This window comes from Streptomyces sp. NPDC001634 (assembly GCF_040298185.1).
Classification (GTDB): domain Bacteria; phylum Actinomycetota; class Actinomycetes; order Streptomycetales; family Streptomycetaceae; genus Streptomyces.
Genome location: NZ_JBEOZU010000016.1, coordinates 75,566 through 95,284, shown reverse-complemented (window position 1 = coordinate 95,284; position 19,719 = coordinate 75,566). Strand labels below are relative to the sequence as shown.

At 69.7% G+C, this 19,719-nt stretch carries 20 protein-coding genes, 1 tRNA gene and 2 pseudogenes; 3 read left to right on the top strand and 20 right to left on the bottom strand.

The window, feature by feature from the left end; translation table 11 throughout:
• The first annotated feature begins 27 nt into the window (after positions 1-27).
• Positions 28-1,545, top strand: a complete 1,518-nt coding sequence (locus ABT186_RS13225) for a glycoside hydrolase family 43 protein (protein WP_351925063.1) — start codon at positions 28-30, stop codon at positions 1,543-1,545.
• Between the two features lie 65 nt (positions 1,546-1,610).
• Positions 1,611-3,371 (top strand): cellulase family glycosylhydrolase, encoded by a 1,761-nt coding sequence (locus tag ABT186_RS13220; RefSeq protein ID WP_351925061.1) that lies wholly within the window; start codon positions 1,611-1,613, stop codon positions 3,369-3,371.
• On the opposite strand, the gene ABT186_RS13215 is transcribed toward ABT186_RS13220, so the two are convergent.
• Positions 3,352-4,422, bottom strand: a complete 1,071-nt coding sequence (locus tag ABT186_RS13215; protein WP_351925059.1) for a LacI family DNA-binding transcriptional regulator — start codon at positions 4,420-4,422, stop codon at positions 3,352-3,354. The two genes, ABT186_RS13220 and ABT186_RS13215, sit on opposite strands and share 20 nt — an antisense overlap.
• A 377-nt stretch (positions 4,423-4,799) precedes the next feature.
• Positions 4,800-5,156, bottom strand: a pseudogene (locus tag ABT186_RS13210) (alpha-galactosidase); the annotation flags it as partial.
• Between the two features lie 524 nt (positions 5,157-5,680).
• Here ABT186_RS13210 and ABT186_RS13205 point away from each other — a divergent pair.
• The gene (locus ABT186_RS13205; protein WP_351925057.1) at positions 5,681-7,702 is read left to right on the top strand and encodes a glycoside hydrolase; all 2,022 of its coding nucleotides are present in this window, start codon (positions 5,681-5,683) and stop codon (positions 7,700-7,702) included.
• A 65-nt stretch (positions 7,703-7,767) separates the two neighbouring features.
• On the opposite strand, the gene ABT186_RS13200 is transcribed toward ABT186_RS13205, so the two are convergent.
• The 18 genes and pseudogenes from ABT186_RS13200 to ABT186_RS13110 form a co-directional block, all read right to left on the bottom strand.
• Entirely contained in the window at positions 7,768-8,484 is a 717-nt protein-coding gene (locus ABT186_RS13200; RefSeq protein WP_351222468.1) for a glycoside hydrolase family 12 protein, read from the bottom strand.
• Between the two features lie 294 nt (positions 8,485-8,778).
• Positions 8,779-8,877 (bottom strand): annotated as a pseudogene (locus ABT186_RS13190) (carbohydrate ABC transporter permease); the annotation flags it as partial.
• Positions 8,878-8,880: 3 nt separating this feature from the next.
• On the bottom strand, positions 8,881-9,096 hold the full coding sequence (locus tag ABT186_RS13185) for a hypothetical protein (protein ID WP_351222474.1): 216 nt from the start codon (positions 9,094-9,096) through the stop codon (positions 8,881-8,883).
• Positions 9,089-9,235 (bottom strand): hypothetical protein, encoded by a 147-nt coding sequence (locus tag ABT186_RS13180; RefSeq protein ID WP_351925055.1) that lies wholly within the window; start codon positions 9,233-9,235, stop codon positions 9,089-9,091. The genes ABT186_RS13185 and ABT186_RS13180 overlap by 8 nt, the downstream gene beginning before the upstream one ends.
• Positions 9,236-9,275: 40 nt before the next feature.
• Entirely contained in the window at positions 9,276-9,749 is a 474-nt protein-coding gene (locus ABT186_RS13175; RefSeq protein ID WP_351925053.1) for a hypothetical protein, read from the bottom strand.
• A gap of 118 nt (positions 9,750-9,867) precedes the next feature.
• A tRNA-Pro gene (locus ABT186_RS13170) sits at positions 9,868-9,941 on the bottom strand.
• Positions 9,942-10,045: 104 nt separating this feature from the next.
• Positions 10,046-10,405, bottom strand: coding sequence for an MmcQ/YjbR family DNA-binding protein (locus ABT186_RS13165; protein WP_351222425.1), 360 nt, complete (start codon positions 10,403-10,405; stop codon positions 10,046-10,048).
• A gap of 43 nt (positions 10,406-10,448) precedes the next feature.
• Positions 10,449-10,979, bottom strand: coding sequence for a GNAT family N-acetyltransferase (locus tag ABT186_RS13160; RefSeq protein ID WP_351222423.1), 531 nt, complete (start codon positions 10,977-10,979; stop codon positions 10,449-10,451).
• Positions 10,976-11,548, bottom strand: a complete 573-nt coding sequence (locus ABT186_RS13155; protein WP_351222421.1) for a helix-turn-helix domain-containing protein — start codon at positions 11,546-11,548, stop codon at positions 10,976-10,978. Before ABT186_RS13155 ends, ABT186_RS13160 begins: the two co-directional genes overlap by 4 nt.
• 75 nt (positions 11,549-11,623) lie before the next feature.
• Positions 11,624-12,529 carry a LysR family transcriptional regulator gene (locus ABT186_RS13150; protein ID WP_351222419.1) on the bottom strand — a complete coding sequence of 302 codons (906 nt, stop codon included), beginning with the start codon at positions 12,527-12,529 and terminating at the stop codon, positions 11,624-11,626.
• Between the two features lie 31 nt (positions 12,530-12,560).
• A complete protein-coding gene (locus ABT186_RS13145; RefSeq protein ID WP_351925051.1) occupies positions 12,561-13,760 on the bottom strand; it encodes a glycine C-acetyltransferase in 1,200 nt (399 codons plus the stop codon).
• A gap of 36 nt (positions 13,761-13,796) precedes the next feature.
• Positions 13,797-14,825, bottom strand: coding sequence for an L-threonine 3-dehydrogenase (gene tdh, locus ABT186_RS13140; RefSeq protein WP_351222415.1), 1,029 nt, complete (start codon positions 14,823-14,825; stop codon positions 13,797-13,799).
• A 221-nt stretch (positions 14,826-15,046) separates the two neighbouring features.
• A complete protein-coding gene (locus ABT186_RS13135; protein ID WP_351222413.1) occupies positions 15,047-15,187 on the bottom strand; it encodes a hypothetical protein in 141 nt (46 codons plus the stop codon).
• A 48-nt stretch (positions 15,188-15,235) separates the two neighbouring features.
• On the bottom strand, positions 15,236-15,796 hold the full coding sequence (locus tag ABT186_RS13130) for a GAF domain-containing protein (protein WP_351222411.1): 561 nt from the start codon (positions 15,794-15,796) through the stop codon (positions 15,236-15,238).
• Positions 15,793-16,392 carry a GTP-binding protein gene (locus ABT186_RS13125; protein WP_351222409.1) on the bottom strand — a complete coding sequence of 200 codons (600 nt, stop codon included), beginning with the start codon at positions 16,390-16,392 and terminating at the stop codon, positions 15,793-15,795. The genes ABT186_RS13130 and ABT186_RS13125 overlap by 4 nt, the downstream gene beginning before the upstream one ends.
• Positions 16,370-16,747, bottom strand: coding sequence for a DUF742 domain-containing protein (locus ABT186_RS13120; protein ID WP_351925049.1), 378 nt, complete (start codon positions 16,745-16,747; stop codon positions 16,370-16,372). The genes ABT186_RS13125 and ABT186_RS13120 overlap by 23 nt, the downstream gene beginning before the upstream one ends.
• Entirely contained in the window at positions 16,744-17,178 is a 435-nt protein-coding gene (locus tag ABT186_RS13115) for a roadblock/LC7 domain-containing protein (RefSeq protein ID WP_351925047.1), read from the bottom strand. The genes ABT186_RS13120 and ABT186_RS13115 overlap by 4 nt, the downstream gene beginning before the upstream one ends.
• An 80-nt stretch (positions 17,179-17,258) precedes the next feature.
• A complete protein-coding gene (locus ABT186_RS13110; protein ID WP_351925045.1) occupies positions 17,259-19,334 on the bottom strand; it encodes an ATP-binding protein in 2,076 nt (691 codons plus the stop codon).
• Positions 19,335-19,719: the final 385 nt, after the last annotated feature.

Genomic DNA, 19,719 nt, shown 5'->3' with positions numbered 1-19,719 from the left:
GCCCACCCGACGAAAGGACGATCAAGGGTGCCCGCTCAGAACCCGCCGGCCCGCGCCACCAACCCCGTGCTCCCTGGCTTCCACCCCGACCCGAGCATCTGCCGGGTCGGCGACGACTACTACCTCGCCTGCTCCAGCTTCGAGTACTTCCCCGGCGTACCCCTCTTCCACAGCCGTGACTTGGTGCACTGGCGGCAGATCGGCAACGTCCTGGACCGGCCGGAGCAGTTGCGTCTGCCGGCCTCCATGGCGTCCTCGGGCGGCATCTACGCCCCCACCCTTCGCCATCACGACGGCCGCTTCTGGCTGATCGTCACCAACTGCAGCGAGGGCGGCGGCAACCTGATCGTCACGGCGACCGACCCGGCCGGACCGTGGTCGGATCCCGTCTGGGCACCGGGCGTGCCCGGCATCGATCCCGACCTGGCCTGGGACGTGGACGGCACGTGCTGGTGCACGGTCGCCGGGGTGGCGCAGGTCCGTATCGACCCGTCCACCGGACAGACGTACGGCACTCCGCACAAGCTCTGGTCAGGCGGCCCCGGCGCGAAGGCTCCGGAGGCGCCGCACCTGTACCGGATCGGCGACTACTGGTACCTGCTCATCGCCGAGGGCGGCACCGAGCGCGGCCACGCCGTGTCGATCGCCCGCGGCCGCACGCCGACCGGCCCGTTCGAGCCGCACCCGGCCAACCCGATCCTCACCCACCGCGGCACCGACCACCCCGTGCAGAACACCGGCCACGCGGACCTGGTCCAGGGTCCCGACGGCTCGTGGTGGATGGTCCTGCTCGGGGTACGGCCGCGCGGCGGCACGCCCGGCTGGCATGTACTCGGCCGGGAGACCTTCCTGGCCCCCGTGACCTGGGAGGACGGCTGGCCGGTCGTCGGCGAGGTCGCCCTGGACCTGTCCGCGCTCCCCTGGCCGCTCTCTCCCGCCCTCGCCCCGGCCGAGGAACGGCGCGACGACTTCGAGCTGAGCGAACTCGGGCCGACCTGGATCTCCGTGCGGGACCGCCCCGCCGAGCTCTGCACCACCAAGGAGCGCCCCGGTTGGCTGACGCTCCGCGCGCGGGGCGGCTCCCTGGACGAGCCCGACGTGGTGTTCACCGGCCGCCGCCAGCAGCACCTCTCCTGCCGGGCACGCACCCTGGTCGACCCGGGGCAGGGGCGCGGCGGCCTCGCCGTCCGGCTGGACGAGCGGCACCACTACGAGATCGAGGCGTCCGGCACGGAGGTGCGGGTGATCGCGCGCGTCGGCTCCCTGCGCACGGTCGTGGCCGCCCAGTCCGTGCCCGCCGGGCCTGTGGTCCTGGCCGTCGCCATCGCTGACCCGCCGTCACCGCACGGGCCCTGCACCGGCCCCGACGTCGTCACTCTGGGCATCGAAGGCCCGGACAGAACGTTCACCGAGCTCGCGACCCTCGACGGTCGCTACCTGTCGACGGAGGTGGCCGGCGGCTTCACCGGCCGGGTCATCGGCATGTACGCCACGGCAGGCGCCGTCCACTTCGACTGGTTCGACTACGAGCCCCTCGACGGCTGAACCCCAACCCCTACGACCGGCCGAAAGGCACGACCGAAAGGCACGACCGAACGAAAGGAAAGAACATGAAGGACATACGGCAACCCGCCCGCCACCGCCGCCGCGGCCCCGGACGCCTGGCCGGCCTGCTGATGGCGCTCCTCGTCATCCTGGGACTGTCCGGCAGCGCCGCGATCGCCGCGCCGGACGGCACGGCGGCTCCGGCACCGTCGACGGTCAGAGTTCCGGCCCGGGCCGTGGACGCAGTCGCCGCGATGCAGCCCAGCTGGAACCTGGGCAACACCCTGGACGCGATCCCGGACGAGACGTCCTGGGGCAACCCGAAGGTCACCAAGGACCTGTTCGACACCATCCGCGCGCAGGGCTACCGCAGCGTGCGCATCCCGGTGACCTGGACCGACCACCAGTCCGCCACCGCGCCCTACACCATCGACGCCACCTTCATGAGCCGCGTCAAGCAGGTGGTCGACTGGGCGCAGGCCGACGGCCTGTACGTCGTGCTCAACGTCCACCACGACTCGTGGCAGTGGATCTCGAAGATGCCCACCGACCACGACAACGTGCTCGCCCGCTTCAACGCCAGCTGGACCCAGATCGCCTCGGCGTTCCGCGACGAGCCGCGCACCCTGCTCTTCGAGAGCGTCAACGAACCGGCCTTCGACAATGCCACGGAGGCGCAGAAGAACCAGCTCCTGAACGAGCTGAACACCTCCTTCCACAAGGTCGTCCGCTCCTCGGGCGGCGGGAACGCAAGCCGCCTGCTCGTCCTGCCCACGGTGGGCTGCACGCCCTCCCAGAACTTCATGGATGCCCTGTCCGCCACGATCGGCGCGCTGCACGACAGCAATCTGGTCGCCACCGTGCACTACTACAGCTGGTACCCGTTCAGCGTGAACATCGCGGGCGGCACCCTGTACGACGCCGCTGCCCAGAACGACCTCAACGAGGCCTTCGCCCGCATGCACGACACGTTCGTCGCCAAGAACATCCCGGTCTACCTCGGCGAGTACGGTCTGCTCAGCTGGCCGGATCACAACCATCCCGACCGCGTGGAGCGGGGTGAGGCGCTGAAGTACTTCGAGCACGTCAGCTACGCGGCGCGCGTCGCCGGTGTCACCACCGCCCTGTGGGACCCCGGAACGTTCGCCTTCCTGAACCGCGAGACGCTGAAGTGGGGCGACCCCGCCCTGTTCGCCTGGATCAAGTCGAGCTGGACCACCCGCTCGGGAACCGCCTCCTTCGACAAGGTCTTCGTGCCGAAGTCCAGCCCGATCACGGCCAAGACGCTCACTCTGAACCCCAACGGCACCAAGTTCCGCGGCCTGTGGCAGGGCAGCACCCCGCTTGCTCCGGGACTGGACTACACCGTCACCGACAACCAGCTCACCCTCACGGCGCGCGCACTGACCCGGCTGACCGGAGATCGCCGGTACGGGGTCAACGCGACGCTCCAGGCCCGCTTCTCGCGCGGGCTGCCCTGGACGATCGATGTGATCACGTCCGACACTCCGGTGCTGTCCAACGCCACGGGTACGACCGGCTCGTTCACCATTCCCACCCAGTACCGGGGTGACGTACTGGCGACCATGGAGGCCAGGTACGCCGACGGCAGCAACGCCGGTCAGGCAGGCTGGACTCCGTACCAGGAGTTCAACGCGGCCTTCTCACCGGACTACTCGGGCGGCACGATCATTCTGACTCCCGACTTCCTGAACGCGCTGCACGACGGCCAGCCGGTAACGCTGACCTTCCACTTCCACAGCGGCGCCACCGTCACCTACCACGTCACCAAGTCCGCAGGCTCGGTCACCGGTACGACATCCTGAACGACCGGCCCCCTCGCCCTGGTTGACCCGCCCGGCAACCAGGGCACCGCCCTTTTCGCGCACGGTCGCGTCGCTCCTCCTTCGGCGGAGCAGTGCTCTCCCGGACGGTGAGGGTGGTCGCGATCTCCAGTCCCACCTGCGGTACTTCCTCGCCGCGGCCGAGCGCCAGGGCCAGTCCGGTGGCGGCCGTCGCCATCTCGGCCAGCGGCTGACGGACCGTGCTCACGGGCGGATCCATCCAGGCGACAGCCGGTACGTCGTCGAAACCCACCACGCTGAGGTCGTGCGGGATGCGCAGGCCCAGTTCGCGCGCGGCCCGGTAGACACCGAGCGCCTGCATGTCGTTGGCGGTGAACGCGGCGGTAGGGCGATCGGGGCGGGACAGCAGCTCCCGCGCGGCGGCGTACCCGTGCTCGCGGGTGAGCTGGGTCTTCACGATCAGGTCGGGTTCCATCGGCAGGCCGGCTTCCGCGAGAGCGGACGAGTAACCGGACAGCCGGGCCAGGCAGAAGGGGTGATCCGGCCCGCTGATCATGGCAATGCGCCGGTGTCCCAGTCCGACCAGATGCCGCGTCGCCGCCTGCCCGCCTCTCCAGTTCGTGGCCCCCACGAACGGCACGTGGTCGGGCAGTTCGTCGATCGGATCGAAGACGACGAACGGGATGCCCTTCGCGGTGAGTTGTTCGCGCTCCGCCTCGGAGAGCTGCGCCACCGACAGGACACACTGAGGCCGTCGACCGACCGTGTCGTCGATGGTCATGCCCGAGGTGTCATGGAGCCCGAACTCCGACACCAGCACACCGATCCGGTTCCTGCGGGCCACGCGCTCGACACCGCGGATGATCTCCACGGCCCACATGCTCTCCAGCTCGCGGAACACGAGTTCCACGAGATTGCTGCGGTTCTTCGGAGGCTTGCGGTAACCGTGCTGATGGATGAGTTGCTCAACGCGGGCTCGGGTCTTGTCGGACACCCCCGACCGGCCGTTGAGCACCTTCGACACGGTGGGCACGGAGACGCCCGCGGATTCGGCGATGTACGCGATCGTCACCGATGGGGGCCCCTCGCCGCGTCGACCGTGTTCTCCCGTCGCAGGTGTACCCGCTCGGAGGTCCGGCACGGTCGCCTTTCCCCCTCCCCTCGCTTGCTGCGGCGGCCATTGTCGCACCCTTGCGGAGGCAGGCCCCGCTGCCGAGTCGCCTCCGGGAGTGATCGACCCGCCTGATCACTTCGGTGAACTCTCGCCGGTGTGGACGGCCTGGAAGCCGATGCCCACGGACGCGCCCGGTGCGGGGGTCGCGTTGAGGGACTAGTTGTCGATCGCGGTGGTGGGTGGCAGTCCCCGGTTACGGGTTGGAGGTCTGGAACTGCGTGAAGAATTTCCACATCTCTCCCGGCAGCCAGGTCCTGCCGCTGTCGCCGGCCCTAGCCGTGGATGTAGTCCCCGAGCGCCTTCATCCCGTTGGGAAACTTGGTGGGGTTGGCCCTCAGGTTGCTTGCCGCGTCGCGCTGCGGGTCGAACCAGCAGTCGTCGACCACCACGTACCGGTAGCCGGCGTCGCGCATGCCCGAGGACACCATCGCGTCGGCGGCCTGGCGCACCTGGGCCTCGGTGACCCCGCACCCGAAGCTGTTCCAGCTGTTCCATCCCAACGGTGGAGTGAGCGCCGGGCTGCCGGGTGCGGCGGAAGCGGTGGAGTGGGCAGAGGCCGTGACCGTGGCGGTGACCGTCATCGCGACGGCCGCGAAGAGGTGGAGCAGTCGCCTGCCTGATCGTCTGGGCACCGGGGCTCCTTTGTGTCAAGTTCATGACACTTCGAGGAGAGACTCTGGGTCGAAATTTCGAATGCAATTCGGAAAGTTCGAAGCGTCACGCATCCTAGAGAGGCCTCCGAGCATGTCAACACCATCCGACACACGGAATCGACGCGCGACTGGCTGGGGTAGTCCGACTCCCACCAGCTCCGAATGTTTCGATCTGTCTCGCGAATCATGCGAGAGGTATTGACGGCATCCGTGGGCCTCCTATCATCCAAAAGGCTCGACAAGCCGATCCTTGTTCGGCATGACGAACTCGACGGATCGATCCGGTCACTCCGCAGTACGACCACGGCACGCCTCGGCCCTTCTCCCACAGCACCGACGGCACCACTTCACCCGCCTCGGGCCCGCCTTCTCCATGGGCAAACGACCGGCGGTACTTCATGAGCTCGGCGGCGCGGTCCGCGTCACGCGGTTCGAGCTGTCCACGCCCTGAACGATCGGAGGATCGCACACCCAACCCCCCACCCAGCCGTACGAGGAGAACCATGAACCCGCTGAAACGCCTCGGCCGTCGCCGAGCGTCGCTGTTGGCCCTCCTGGCCGCGACCGTCCTGGTCACGCCCGGGACCGCGACCGGCGCGCCCGATGCCGTCAAGGCCTCCACTCTGGGCGCCCAGGCAGCCCAGTCCGGACGGTACTTCGGAACCGCCGTGGCCGCCGGAAGGCTCGGCGACGGCATGTACAGCTCGATCCTGGACCGCGAGTTCAACGCGATCACCCCCGAGAACGAGATGAAGTGGGACACGACCGAGCCCTCCCGCGGCTCGTTCAACTTCGGCCCCGCGGACCAGATCGTGAACCACGCCACGGCACACGGGCAGCGCATCCGCGGCCACACCCTGGTCTGGCACTCCCAACTGCCCGGCTGGGTCAGCTCCATCAGGGACACGAACACCCTGCGCAGCGTGATGAACAACCACATCACGAGCGTGATGAACCACTACAAGGGCAAGGTCTTCGCCTGGGACGTCGTCAACGAGGCCTTCGCCGACGGCGGCAGCGGCCAGCACCGTCCCTCGGTGTTCCAGAACCTGCTGGGCGACGGCTTCATCGAGCAGGCCTTCCGCACCGCGCGAGCCGCCGACCCAGCACCAAAGCTCTGCTACAACGACTACAACATCGAGAACTGGAGCGACGCGAAGACGCAGGGCGTCTACCGCATGGTGCGCGACTTCAGGACGCGCGGCGTGCCTATCGACTGTGTCGGATTCCAGTCCCACTTCGGCACCGGCGGCCCACCTGCCAGCTTCCGGACCACGCTGTCGAATTTCGCCGCCCTCGGCGTGGACGTCCAGATCACCGAGCTGGACATCGCCCAGGCGCCGCCGACGGCGTACGCGAACACGGTGAGGGCCTGCATGAACGTGCCGCGCTGCAACGGCATCACCGTCTGGGGCATCCGCGACAGCGACTCCTGGCGCAGCGGGGAGAACCCGCTGCTGTTCGACCGGGGCGGCAACAAGAAGCCCGCGTACAACGCGACGCTGTCGGCGCTGGGCGGCTCGGCCGCGACACAGACGGCAACCGCCCTGTCGACCCGGTCCGCCGCCGCGCTGCCCTCCCGCTTCTCCTGGAGTTCCAGCGGCCCGCTGATCGCGCCGAAACCGGACGCCACTCACAACATCGCCGGGATCAAGGATCCGACGGTCGTCTACTACAACGGCAAGTACCACGTGTTCGCCAGCGTCGCCGGCTCCTCCGGCTACAACCTGGTGTACCTGAACTTCAGTGACTGGTCCCAGGCCGGTTCGGCCACGCACCACTATCTGGACCGCACCGCCATCGGCGCCGGCTACCGGGCCGCGCCGCAGGTCTTCTACTACGCGCCGCAGCGCCTCTGGTACCTCGTCTACCAGACCGGCAACGCCTCGTACTCCACCAATCCCGACATCAGCAACCCGAACGGGTGGAGCGCCCCGCGGAACTTCTACTCGTCGATGCCCGACATCATCCGGCAGAACATCGGAGGCGGCTACTGGGTCGACATGTGGGTGATCTGCGACAGCGCCAACTGCTACCTGTTCTCCTCCGACGACAACGGCCACCTCTACCGCTCGCAGACGACCGTCGGCCAGTTCCCGAGCGGCTTCACCAACACCGTCATCGCGGCCCAGGACTCCAACAAGTACGCCCTGTTCGAAGCGAGCAACGTGTACAAGGTGCAGGGCAGCAACCAGTATCTGCTGCTCGTCGAGGCGATCGGATCGGACGGCCGACGCTACTTCCGCTCCTGGACCGCCGGCAGCCTCGCCGGCTCCTGGACGCCCTTGGCCGCGTCCGAGAGCAGTCCGTTCGCCCGCGCCAACAACGTCACCTTCCCTTCAGGGGCGTGGACCAGGGACGTCAGCCACGGCGAAATGATCCGGGCCGGCTACGACCAGACACTCACCATCCCCTCCTGCCGGCTCCAGTACCTCTACCAGGGCATGAACCCCGACGCTGGCGGCGACTACAACCTCCTCCCGTGGCGGCTCGGCCTGCTCACCCAGACCAATTCGACCTGCTGACCATGTGGGCCGAGGCCGACCGCTCCTGAGGAAGGAGGCGGACCGGCCTCGGCCCTGATGACGCGTCAGCCGCCGCTGACGGTCAGGTTGTTGGTGCTGAAGTTGAGCCCGCCGGACGACGAGGTGATCTCATAGCCGAACTGCATGTCGCCGATGACCTCGCTGCCGGGCATCCAGCCCTTGGTGTAGGCAATCCAGTTGAGGACCTGCTTGACGTCCACGGTGCCGGAGTTGGAGTTGGATGTCCGCAGGAGCGAGAACACCTGGTTCGACCCGTTGGTACCCTTGTAGACGTCCCAGTTGTGGCCGCCGAGCGAGACGTTGGCCTGCCGGCTGCCGATCGGGCCGACGGCTCCGGTGTGGTTGACCCAGAGCATGATCTCGTACTGGTGGGCGTTGTCCCAGATGTCGTACGACGTGTTGTACGCGCCGGACCACGGGACGCTGACGTCGTAGTTGCTGGTGAGCCAGCTGAGGGTGTCGATCGACTTGTTGATCGTCTTCGTCGAGTCGGCGTAGGACTTGATGCCGCCGGTGTTGGGGTGGTCGGCCCAGACACCCCAACCGGTCCCGGAGTTGGCCCAGATGCACTGGCCGCCCGCACCGGGGCCCCAGATGTTGTTGTAGAGCCTGTAGCCGTCCAGGCTGGTGCTGGCCCACTGGTCGCAAGAGCTCCAGACTGCGGCCGAAGCGGGAGCGGAGGCGAGGCCGACGGTGGCACCGAGAGCCATCGCCGGCGCGAGCACCGCCATGGTGATCTTGTGTTTTCTGCTTTTGACCATGGTGTCCCCCTTCCACGGGTGGGGGAAATGTGGGGGTTGCTGCCACGTCCTCATACTGAGGACGCGGTCCTCTCCGGCGACAAGATCGATCGGCTGTGCGTCACCGGAAGAAGTCCTGACTTCGATACGGACGGTGCGAGTCGGCCTCAGGGACCGCCGTCGCCCCGTCAGGCGCCCAGGGCGGCAGCGTGGGCGGTAGGGCCAGCCGGTGGGGGGCCGACTGGACAAGCATCTCGATCAGTACGGCGGGGAGAACGGAACGCCTGCCGAGGTGAAGCATTCTCATGGCATGCGTCAGCCCTTGATGGCTCCGGTGAGCATGCCTTTCTTGAAGTGCCGCTGGACGAAGGGGGAGGCGACCGCGACGGGGATCAGCGCGAGGACCATGACGGCCGTCTACAGTCCCAGGGAGGAGAGGTCCACGGCCGGAGCGACGAGCGGGGCCACCCAGCCGGACACCCCCAGCCGCAAGGCCGGCGTCCACACGTTGCCGAAGCCGAAGCGGAACGCCGGCCCGACCACCGCCCCCATGGTCACGGTAATGGCTCGGAAGACCAGCTGCTGCTCGTGCAGCACCTCCCCTCGCGCGGGCAGTGCACCGCGCTCAGACATGATCGCCGACTCCGATCCGCTGATGGGTCTCCTGCGCCCGTTCGGCTGCGGCACTGGCGCCGCAGCGGCGGGGCATCTCCTCCGACGTCCAGCCCAGCAGCAGCATCAGATCGCCAGTGTCGCCGCGGGCGCGCTCCACTCGTGGGCGAAGGTGTGCCGCCACCGGTGCGCATGCAGCTTCACCAGCCCGGCCGCAAGGCCCCGGCGCTTGAGCATGATCTTGATGCGTTGGGCGCCAGCCGCCGCACACCCCGCTCAGCCAGCCACAGATCTGGCAGATGGGCCGCCTTGTCCTTGGCCCGGGCCCTCAGGTAACGGCTGACCGCCCGGGCGGTCCTCGGCCCGAACCGCACCCGCCGGTCCCGACTGCCCTTGCCGTGAAAGTGCACCGATTCCGGGGTCAGGTCGATCTCCTGAAAGGATTCCACTTGCGCCCGCGTGACCTCCACCGGATCGTCGGCCGCCGGTTCGGCGTCCGGATCCGGCGAGTACTCCCCCAGGTACCGCGCCAGCTGCGCGGCCGCCAGCAGATAGTTGTAGCGGGTGGTCTCCGGGTAGTTCCCCGCCCGCAGTGAGCGGTCCCAGTCCCGCAGGTATCCCGACCATGTCCTCGACAGACCCGCGGTCATCTTCTCCAGGTCCAGCAACGGCATCTTCGCCGGCCTCCGAGTAAAGGTGCCGATGAGCGGCATGCTCAACCTCGAAGCCGGAAACGGCCCGCACAGAAGAAGGGCCCTCACAGGCTCTCGCCTGCGAAGACCCTTCGCACCGTCGGGACGACAGGATTTGAACCTGCGACCCCTTGACCCCCAGTCAAGTGCGCTACCAAGCTGCGCCACGTCCCGGTGCCCGTCTGACCTGGGATTTCCCCGGGCCGAACGTGCACAGAAACAATACCGCACTCGGGCCGGTGGTCGCGCACCCGTTTATGCGCCCCGCACCCGCCTTGTCACTCCCCGGCAGGGAGGCCCAGCTCCGGGTAGTGGTCGAGGAGCCGGGGCGGGGCCGCCTGGCGCCAGGAGTCGGCCAGGATGTCGTACAGCTCACCCTCGTCCTCCAGGGCGGCGAGGCGTACCCGGATCCAGGCGAACTGCGACTCGTGATCGGCGACCCAGAACTTCCCGGGCTCGGCCCGGACGAGCTCGTCCCGCTCCTCCTTCGGGCAGCGCACCGCCATGGACGTCTCGTCCTCGGGCAGTGTGGCGAACATCTTCCCCGCGACCCGGAACGTGGGCATGCTCCAGGCGATCTTCTCCGCCGTGTCCGGCAGGGAGAGGGCGATACGGCGTACGTCTTCGGCATCCTGCATGTCTGGCACCGTAGCCAACGCCACCGACAATCGCTCCGGTCGTTCAGCGGGCGAGAGCCCCCACATGCTTGTAGAAGATCGTCGTGGGGCGGAGGGCCCCGGCCGGTGTCGCTGCGTAGTCCGGTATCGCCCCGAGCCGTGTCCAGCCCGCGGAGCCGTACAGCGACTCGGCCGGACTGCCGGTCTCGGTGTCAAGGTGGAGGAGCGTGATCCCGGCCGAGACGGCGGCCCGTTCGGCGATGGTCAGCAGCCTGCGCCCCAGCCCCTGACCGCGGGCGTCCCGGTGCACCATGAGTTTGACCAGCTCGGCGCGGTGGCGGCTGTTCGGCTTGTCCGGGAAGGCGAGGCTGACCGTGCCCGTCACCCGGTCCCCCGCCGACGCCACCCATACCGCCAGAGCACCCGTGCCGACCGCGGCCGCCCGCGTCTTCCACCAGGCGAGGGCCTCCGCCCGGTCGAGCGGCGCGAGGAAGCCGATGGAGGCTCCGCCGTGCACGGTGTCGGCCAGCAGATCGGCCAGCTCCTCGGCGTGGGCGAGCACGTCGGACCCGCTCAACCTGACGATGGCGGTCACGGGAGCACCACCACCAGCGCGTACCGCACGTCCTCGGGCCCCGGGCAGTGGAAGCGCGTCGGCCCCCAGACCCGCAGCCGCAGGCAGTCACCGGTTTCGAGGCGGTGCTCGATGTCCTGCACGGTCACCTCCAGCTTTCCGTCGAGCACCCAGATGTGCTGCTCGAGTCCGGGCACGGGTGGCCTGTCGTACGCGATGTCGGCGCCCGCCGCGAGCCGTCCCTCGACGAGTTCGCCGCGCAGTCCGGGGTGCGGTGGGGAGACGGAACGCCGTACGAAGCCGGAGGCCGCGTCCTCCCACAGCGTCTGGTCGGCGGCGCGCACCAGCAGCGCGGGTTCCGCCTCGACCTCGCTCAGCAGCTGCGACATCGTGCGGCCGTAGACACTGCACAGCCGGTTCAGCGTCGCGGCCGTGGGGCTGATCTCGGCGCGCTCCGCCCGGGACAGGGTCGAACGGCTCACTCTGCTGCGCTCCGCCAGCTCGTCCAGCGACCAGCCGCGTTCGGCCCTCAGCTCGGCAAGGCGCCCGGCGAGCCTGGCATCGACGGCGTCCACCACATCGTTTCTCATATCCGGGACGTTATCCCAGATACGGGATCGCTTCCCGGATGTGAGAGGGATTTCCCAGAAACGAAACAGGAGCCCTCAGACCTCGGTCGCGGCCTCCGCCAGCGCGTGCAGCACCGGGCGCATCAGCGGATGCTCCTCAGCGCCGCGGCGGACGGCCGCGAAGACCCGGCGCGTGGGCGCGATGCCGTCGACCGGGCGGACGACCACACCCGTGAGATCCATGCCGCGCAGGGCCGAGCGGGGGACCAGGGCCACGCCCGCGTCAGCCGAGGCGAGCGCGACGACCGCTCGGAAGTCGTCCGAGGAGTGTTCGAGGCGGGGCTGGAATCCGGCGTGCTCACAGGCCAGCACGACCACGTCGTGGCACGGGTTGCCGGGGTACGGGCCGATCCACGCGTCCTTGGCCAGCTCCGCGAGCGGGACCTCACCCCCGTCGGCGAGCCGGTGGGTGACCGGCACGACCGCGTCGAAGGGCTCGGCGTACAGCGGGATGTGCGTGAGGCGGGGGTCGTCCGCGTCGGGCGCGCCCCGGTACTCGACGGCGACCGCGATGTCGACCTGCCGGTCGAGGACCATGGGCAGGCTCGCGTCGCCCTCGGCATCCTGGACGCGGACCCGGATGCCGGGTGCGGTGCCCGCGAGCCGAGCGAGCGCGGGGGCGACGACCAGGCCGATGCCGGTGGCGAAGGAGGCCAGCGTCACCGTGCCCGCCGAGCCCGCGCCGTACGCCGCGAGCTCGGCCTCGGCGCGCTCCAGCTGGGCGAGGACGGCGTTGGTGTGGCTGAGCAGGATCTCGCCCGCCGGAGTCAGCCGGACCCCTTTGGCGCTCCGTTCGACGAGCCGGTGGCCGGTCTCCTGTTCCAGCGCGGTGAGCTGCTGGGACACGGCGGAGGGGGTGAGATAGAGCGCGGCGGCAGCCGCCGTCACCGTGCGGTGGTCGGCCACCGCACGGAGGATGTGGAGCCGCCGCGCTTCGATCATGCGAACGATTATCGCAATATGTCCGGGACGGTCAGGCCTCCAGCTCCGCCCGCGCCGCCACGAACGCTTCGACCGCGCGGTGGACGTCGTCGGTGGAGTGCGCGGCGGAGAGCTGTACCCGGATGCGGGCCTGGCCCTGCGGGACCACCGGGTACGAGAAGCCGATCACATACACGCCGCGCTCCAGCAGCAACTCGGCCATGCGTCCGGCCTTCGCCGCGTCGCCGATCATGACCGGGGCGATGGCGTGGTCGCCGGGCAGGATGTCGAAGCCCTCCTCGGTCATCCGGCGCCGGAACAGAGCGGTGTTCCCGGCCAGCTTCTCGCGCAGGTCGCCCGCCGACTCCAGCAGGTCGAGCACCTTGAGCGAGGCCGCCGCGATCACCGGGGCAAGGGTGTTCGAGAAGAGGTACGGCCGCGAGCGCTGGCGCAGCAGGGCGACGATCTCGGCGCGGGCGGCCACGTAGCCGCCGGAGGCGCCGCCGAGCGCCTTGCCGAGGGTGCCCGTGATGATGTCGACACGGTCCATGACGCCGTGCAGTTCGGGGGTGCCACGGCCGCCGGGGCCGACGAAGCCGACGGCGTGCGAGTCGTCGACCATGACCATGGCGTCGTAGCGGTCGGCGAGGTCGCAGATCTCGCGCAGCGGGGCCACATAGCCATCCATGGAGAAGACGCCGTCGGTGACGATCAGCTTGCGGCGGGCGCCGGTCTCGGAGGCCTCCTTCAGCTGCCGCTCCAGATCGGCGATGTCGCGGTTGGCGTAACGGAAGCGGCGGGCCTTGGACAGACGGATGCCGTCGATGATCGAGGCGTGGTTGAGGGCATCGGAGATGACCGCGTCCTGCTCGCCGAGGAGGGTCTCGAAGACACCGCCGTTGGCGTCGAAGCAGGAGGAGTACAGGATCGTGTCCTCCTGGCCGAGGAACGCGGACAGCCGCGCCTCCAGCTCCTTGTGGACCTCCTGCGTACCGCAGATGAAGCGCACGGACGCCATGCCGTATCCCCAGCGGTCCAGCGCCTCGTGGGCGGCGGCGATCACCTCGGGGTGGTCGGCCAGGCCGAGGTAGTTGTTGGCGCAGAAGTTGAGCACCTCGCCGGGGCGGCCGCCCGCGGTGACGTTCACGGTCGCGGACTGCGGGGTGCCGATCACACGCTCGGGCTTGTGCAGACCGGCGGCGCGGATCTCGTCGAGGGTGGCGCGGAGGTCGTCGCGCACGGAGTCGAACATCAGAAAGCTCCTAAAAGTGCTTACGCCGAAGGGGAGTTACGCGGTCCAGTCGAGGATGACCTTGCCGCCCCGGCCGCTCGCCGCGTCCTCGAACGCCGCCTCGTAGTCGCGGTAGCCGTACCGTCCGGTGATCACGGGCGCGAGGTCGAGGCCGCCTTCGAGGAGGACCGACATCGCGTACCACGTCTCGAACATCTCGCGGCCGTAGATGCCCTTGATCGTGATCATCGAGGTGACGATCCGGGCCCAGTCGACCGGGAACTCCTGGGACGGCAGTCCGAGCATGGCGATACGACCGCCGTGTGTCATGTTGGCGATCATGTCCCGCATCGCCTCCGGGCGGCCGGACATCTCCAGGCCGATGTCGAAGCCCTCGCGCAGCCCGAGTTCGCGCTGCCCGTCGGCGATCGTGGCGTCCGCGACGTTCAGCGCGAGGCTCACGCCGATCTTGCGCGCCAGCTCCAGCCGCTCCTCGCTGACGTCGGTGATGACGACGTTGCGGGCACCCGCGTGCCGGGCCACTGCGGCGGCCATCAGACCGATCGGGCCGGCGCCGGTGATCAGCACGTCCTCGCCGACCAGGGGGAAGGACAAGGCCGTGTGGACGGCGTTGCCGAAGGGGTCGAAGATCGCGGCCACGTCGAGGTCGACGGGCACACGGTGCACCCAGACGTTGGACGCGGGCAGCGCGACGTACTCGGCGAACGCACCGTCGCGGCCGACACCCAGGCCGACCGTCGCGCGGCACAGATGGCGGCGCCCGGCCAGACAGTTACGGCACTTCCCGCACACCAGGTGGCCCTCACCGCTGACCCGGTCGCCGACCGTGATGTCCGTGACGTCCCGGCCGGTCGCGGCGACCTCCCCGACGAACTCGTGGCCGACCACGAGCGGCGTCTTGATGGCCTGCTGCGCCCAGCCGTCCCACGACCGGATGTGCAGGTCGGTGCCGCAGATCCCGGTCCTGAGGACCTTGATCAGTACGTCACCCGGGCCGATCTGCGGCTCCGGAACGTCCGTGAGCCACAGGCCGGGCTCCGCCTTCTCCTTGACCAGCGCCTTCAAGCCACGGCTCCTGTGCGTGAGATCCCGGAGGAGGGCATGCCGAAGGAGCCCGTACCGGGGAGGGGGATGAGATCTTGTAGCAATCTGCCGTACGGAGGCGCCCCGGTCCATCGAGGATTTCTTAAGCTCGGCCGCAGCTTTCCTTCACGCCCCGGGACCGTCGGCCCTGGTCGGCCTCCGCTCGACGCAGGCGACGGGCTCCGGGCCGGCGGCGGCGCGTCCTACGGCGTTCCGCCCGCGCGCAGCGACTCGCCCGTCCGGAACCGGCGGCCACCGCCATCCCCGCCGCCGTAGCCGACGAGGTGGCGCCCCCGGACGGTCTTGACGGTGCCGGTCTCGCCGCGCTCGGCGATGTCCCGCAACAGCCGGGAGCACGCTCGGATCGTTCCCCGACGGGCTCCGACGCGCCCTCAGATCTCGCCGCTCTCCCGCTGTTCGATCCGTTCGACCAGCTCCGCGGCCAGTGCCTTGATGGTCTCCAGGCCTGTCCGGCCCCAGCGGCGCGGTTCGACGTCGGCGGCGCAGACCGTGCCGAGGGCCATACCCGTGCGGTCCACGAGCGGGGCGCCGAGGTAGGAGCGGATGCCGAGTTCGTCGACGGCCGCGTTGCCCGCGAAGCGTGGATAGTCGCAGACGTCCTCCAGCACGAGCGCCCTGCGCCGGACGACCACGTGGGGGCAGAAACCGTACTCGCGGCCCAGGTGACGGACCTGTTCACCGGCCGCGCCGTCCGGGGCGGGCAACGCGGTGAGCGGGCGGTCGTCGGGCTGGTGGAGTCCCGCGAAGAACTGCCGGTGCTCATCAATGAAGTTGATCATCGCGTACGGTGTCGCGGCGAGACCGGCGAGCCGGTCCGCGAAGGCGTCGAACTCCGGTTCCGCGCGGTCGCCGAGGCCCAACCGACGCAGCCTGCGGACGCGCGCAGGGGCGTCACCGTCCTCGGGGATCAGCAGGAGTCGGCTCAGGATCATGTGTGGGCTCCGTGGCTCGGGGCCGGTGCCGGGGTGTGCGCGAGGAGGTGACGTACGAGTGTGAGCAGGGTCCGCACGCCCGAGCTGGAGATCCGGGCGTCACAGCACACAACAGGGATCTCGGGATCGAGGTCGATGGCGGCGCGTACCTCCTCGGGGTCGTAGCGGAAGGCGCCGTCGAACTCGTTGACGGCCACGACGAACCCGAGGCCACGCCGCTCGAAGAAGTCGACGGCGGCGAAGCAGTCCTCCAGACGACGGGTGTCGGCGAGGATCACCGCGCCGAGCGCCCCCTCGGACAGCTCGTCCCACATGAACCAGAACCTTTCCTGTCCGGGTGTGCCGAACAGGTACAGCACATGCTGCGGGTCGAGGGTGATGCGGCCGAAGTCCATCGCCACGGTCGTCTCGACCTTGTTCTCGATGCCTTCGAGGCTGTCGGTCGCGGCACTGACCGTGGTGAGCAGTTCCTCCGTGCTGAGCGGCGCGATCTCGCTCACCGCCCCGACGAAGGTCGTCTTGCCTACTCCGAACCCTCCCGCCACCAGGATCTTGAGCGCGGTGGGGAAGGGGTCAGAGCTGTCTTCGTAATCCATCGAGCACTGCCTCCAGAAGGGACCGGTCAGTGGGGTTGTGGTGGAACGCGGGGGGCTTGGTGGTGAGCCCGCCGCAGTCGACGAGGTCCGACAGCAGCACCTTGGTGACCGCCGCCCGCAGCTTGAGGTGGGCGGCGACCTCGGCGACCGAGACGGGCGCCCGGCACAGGTCGAGTGCCTGGGCGTGCTCGGGGCCGAGGTAGCCGAGGGGGGTGGCGCCGGTGGCCATCACCTGCGACAGCAGATCGAGCGCGGTGGTCGGCCGGGTCCGGCCGTTGCTGACGGTGTAGGGGCGCACCAGCCGTCCCGCCGCGTCGTCGAGCCACGGGCCGTCGCCGGCCGCGATCGCGCTCAAGGCCTCGTCGCCGTGGGCCGTCCGGAAGGCTGGCGGGGCGCGGTCATCAGATACGGGCGCACGCTCTTGACGAGCATCGCCATCTCGTAGCCGAGCACCGCCGCATCGGCCTCGCGTCCGGCCAGGACGGCGAGGCAGGTACCGGAGCCCGCGGTGGTCACGAACAGCAGGGTCGAGTTGAGTTCGACGACGAGCTGCCGTACGTCGCCGCCGTCCCCGAAGCGGACGCCCGCGCTGCGGCCGAGCGAGTAGAGGCCGGAGGCCAGGGCGGCCATGTGGTCGGCGCTGTCCGGGTCGAGGCCATGGACGGACTTCACGAGCCCGTCGCAGGAGAGGAGGACCGCGCTCGTGGTGTGGGGGACGCGCTGCACGAGGCCGCTCATCAACCAGTCGAGATCGGAAACATGGGAGGTCGGCGCTTCGCTCGCCATGGTGGATCGACTCCTTGGGGTACGCAGGTATGCGGGAGCGGACTGGGTGGGCGTGGAGGTGGGGGTGGGGGTGGGCGTGGTCATCCGGCCGGTGCGCTCCCGTCGTTCCGGGCAGTCAGGTCGTAGTCGGGCGTGTGCGGGGCGCGAAATGCGTCTGTACGCGCCGGGTTCCTGGGCGGTACGTCGAGGGACGGCTCAGGTGCGTCGAAGGATGGCTCAGGTGCGTCGAAGGATGGCTCGGGTGCGTCGAAGGACGGTGCGGCTACGTCGCTGAACGGTGCGGGTACGTTCCCGGGGAGCATGGTGTCGAGGCGCAGGGCGCCGAAGGGTGCGTCGGTGTGCGGGGCGGTGGTGTGTCCCGTGTGGGTGTCGGTCTCGCCGTGCTCGGGCTCCGGCTGCTGCTGTGCCTCCGCGAGACCGATCCCCCGCCGGAACGCGGCCATCAGGCCGGGGTCGTGGCCGACGAGCCGGTCGGAGTCCGGGTGGACGGGTGGTGTGGGGCCGCTGCGGAGCTGGGGTGCGATGTGCTCCTGGGCGCGGCGGCGGGGCAGTTGCGGCTTGCTCATGGTGCCGCGCACGGTGCCGCTCAGCGGCGTCGGCGGTCTGCCGGCGTTCTCCTCGACCGCGGGCCTGTCGCCGGGACGGACGCCGGGCAGCGCTTCTGCGGGATTGGGCCGTGGGGTGTCGGCGTCGCGCACGGGCAGCGGGGACCGCCCGCGGGCCGCCGGGATCCGGTCGTGCTGCGGCTGCTGCGGTCCGGGAGGCGGGGGGTGCTCGGACGCGGCAGGTGACTCGTGCACCGGCCGGGTGGCCCCCTGCTGGGGGGTCCGTGTGTGCGGGCGGCCAACGGCAGCGGACAGCAGGCCGGTTGTACCGGGTGTCCCCAGCGGTCCGGTTCCCGGGGCCGTTCCCTGCGGCTCCACCGGCGTCAGGCTCCCAGGTGTGTCGGGCGTCGGCCCGAGCAGCCGCTGCGGCACGACGAGCACGGCCTGGACGCCGCCGTAGATGTTGGTCTGCAGCCGGACGTGGATGCTGTGGCGGCGCGCGAGTTGAGAGACCACGAACAGGCCGATGCGGCCGTCGGCCAGCAGGCCGGCCACATTGACCTGGTCCGGGTCGGCGAGCAGGGCGTTCATCCTGTGCTGTTCGGCCGGCGGCATGCCGAGTCCGCGGTCCTCGACCTCTACGGCGAGCCCCGAGGTGACGAGGCCCGCGCGCAGCAGCACCTGTGTGTGCGGTGCGGAGAACACCGTGGCGTTCTCGACGAGTTCGGCCAGCAGATGGATGACGTCGGCGACGGCGTGCCCGCGCAGGGTGCCGTCGACCGGCGGCACCAGCTTGACCCGCGAGTACTGCTCGACCTCGGCGATCGCCGAGCGCAGCACCTCGGTCATGGGGACCGGGTTGCTCCACTGGCGGCGCGAGACTGCGCCGCCGAGCACGGCGAGGTTCTCGGCATGCCGCCGGATGCGGGTCGCGAGGTGGTCGACATGGAAGAGCCCCTTGAGCAGGTCGGGGTCCTCGATCTCGCTCTCCAGCTCGTCCAGGATCGAGATCTCCCGGTGCACGAGCGACTGAAGGCGCCGCGCGAGGTTGACGAACACCTCGAGCTTCTGTTCGCTGCCTGTGTGGCTGGAGAGTTGGGCGGCCTGGACGACCGCGGCGACGGCGCCGTCGTGGGCGCGCGCCAGCTCGGCGGCGAGCAGCTCGAAGTCGTCGGCGTCCGCGGCGGGTTTGCCGCTCGGCTTGCGCGCAGGCACCCCTTCGCCGCGGCGCAGCGTCTCGACGAGGGCACACAGGTCGGCTTCGCCGCGAGCGGTGGTGCGCCGTAGCTCCTCGAGGCGTTCACTCACAGATCTTGCGGCCCGTTTGGCGGCGACGGCGGCGATGACGATGCCCGCGAGGGTCACCCCGAGGGCGCCTGCGAGCACGGCCCAGAGCGTGGTGGTGGGGCGTGCGCCGGTCGAGCGGACGGTGAAGAGCACGGCGGCGCAGGCGCTCAGGGCCACCGCGATGGGCGGCAGAACCGCCAGGCGCAGCAGTTGGGGCCGTAAGTGGGTCTCGGGCAGCGCGGGGGTGGCACGGGCGACCGGTCGACCGTGCCGCCCGCCCTCACGGCGGTCTGCGCGTGTGGCCGGTGCGCGAAGGTGAGACATCGGATCCTCGTGGCTGGGTGCGTCGGGGGCGTGGGGACTCCCGCGGGTCTGCGCGACTCGGGCATGCGCCATCGCGGCGCCGGTCGGGAGGGCTGAAGAAATCCGGCCCTGCGTCGCTCGGCGGCGACTCAGAGTAGTCGCCAATGCGGCATGTGCGGTGGGCTGTTGACAAAGTCCTCCGCAGGGCGTCCCGCTCTGGTATGAGGTGTCGTACGACAGACCGATAACCGTGCCGCAGGCGCGGTCCTTTACGTCCTGGAAGCGATCAGAGCTGGTCAGGAGCGGTCATCGACAAAAGGCGAGGGTCGAGGAGTCATTCGCTCCTCCACCCTCGCCGTCGGCGGAAAGCCGATCGGAAAGTCGGCCCACGGGCGCGGTCTCCGAC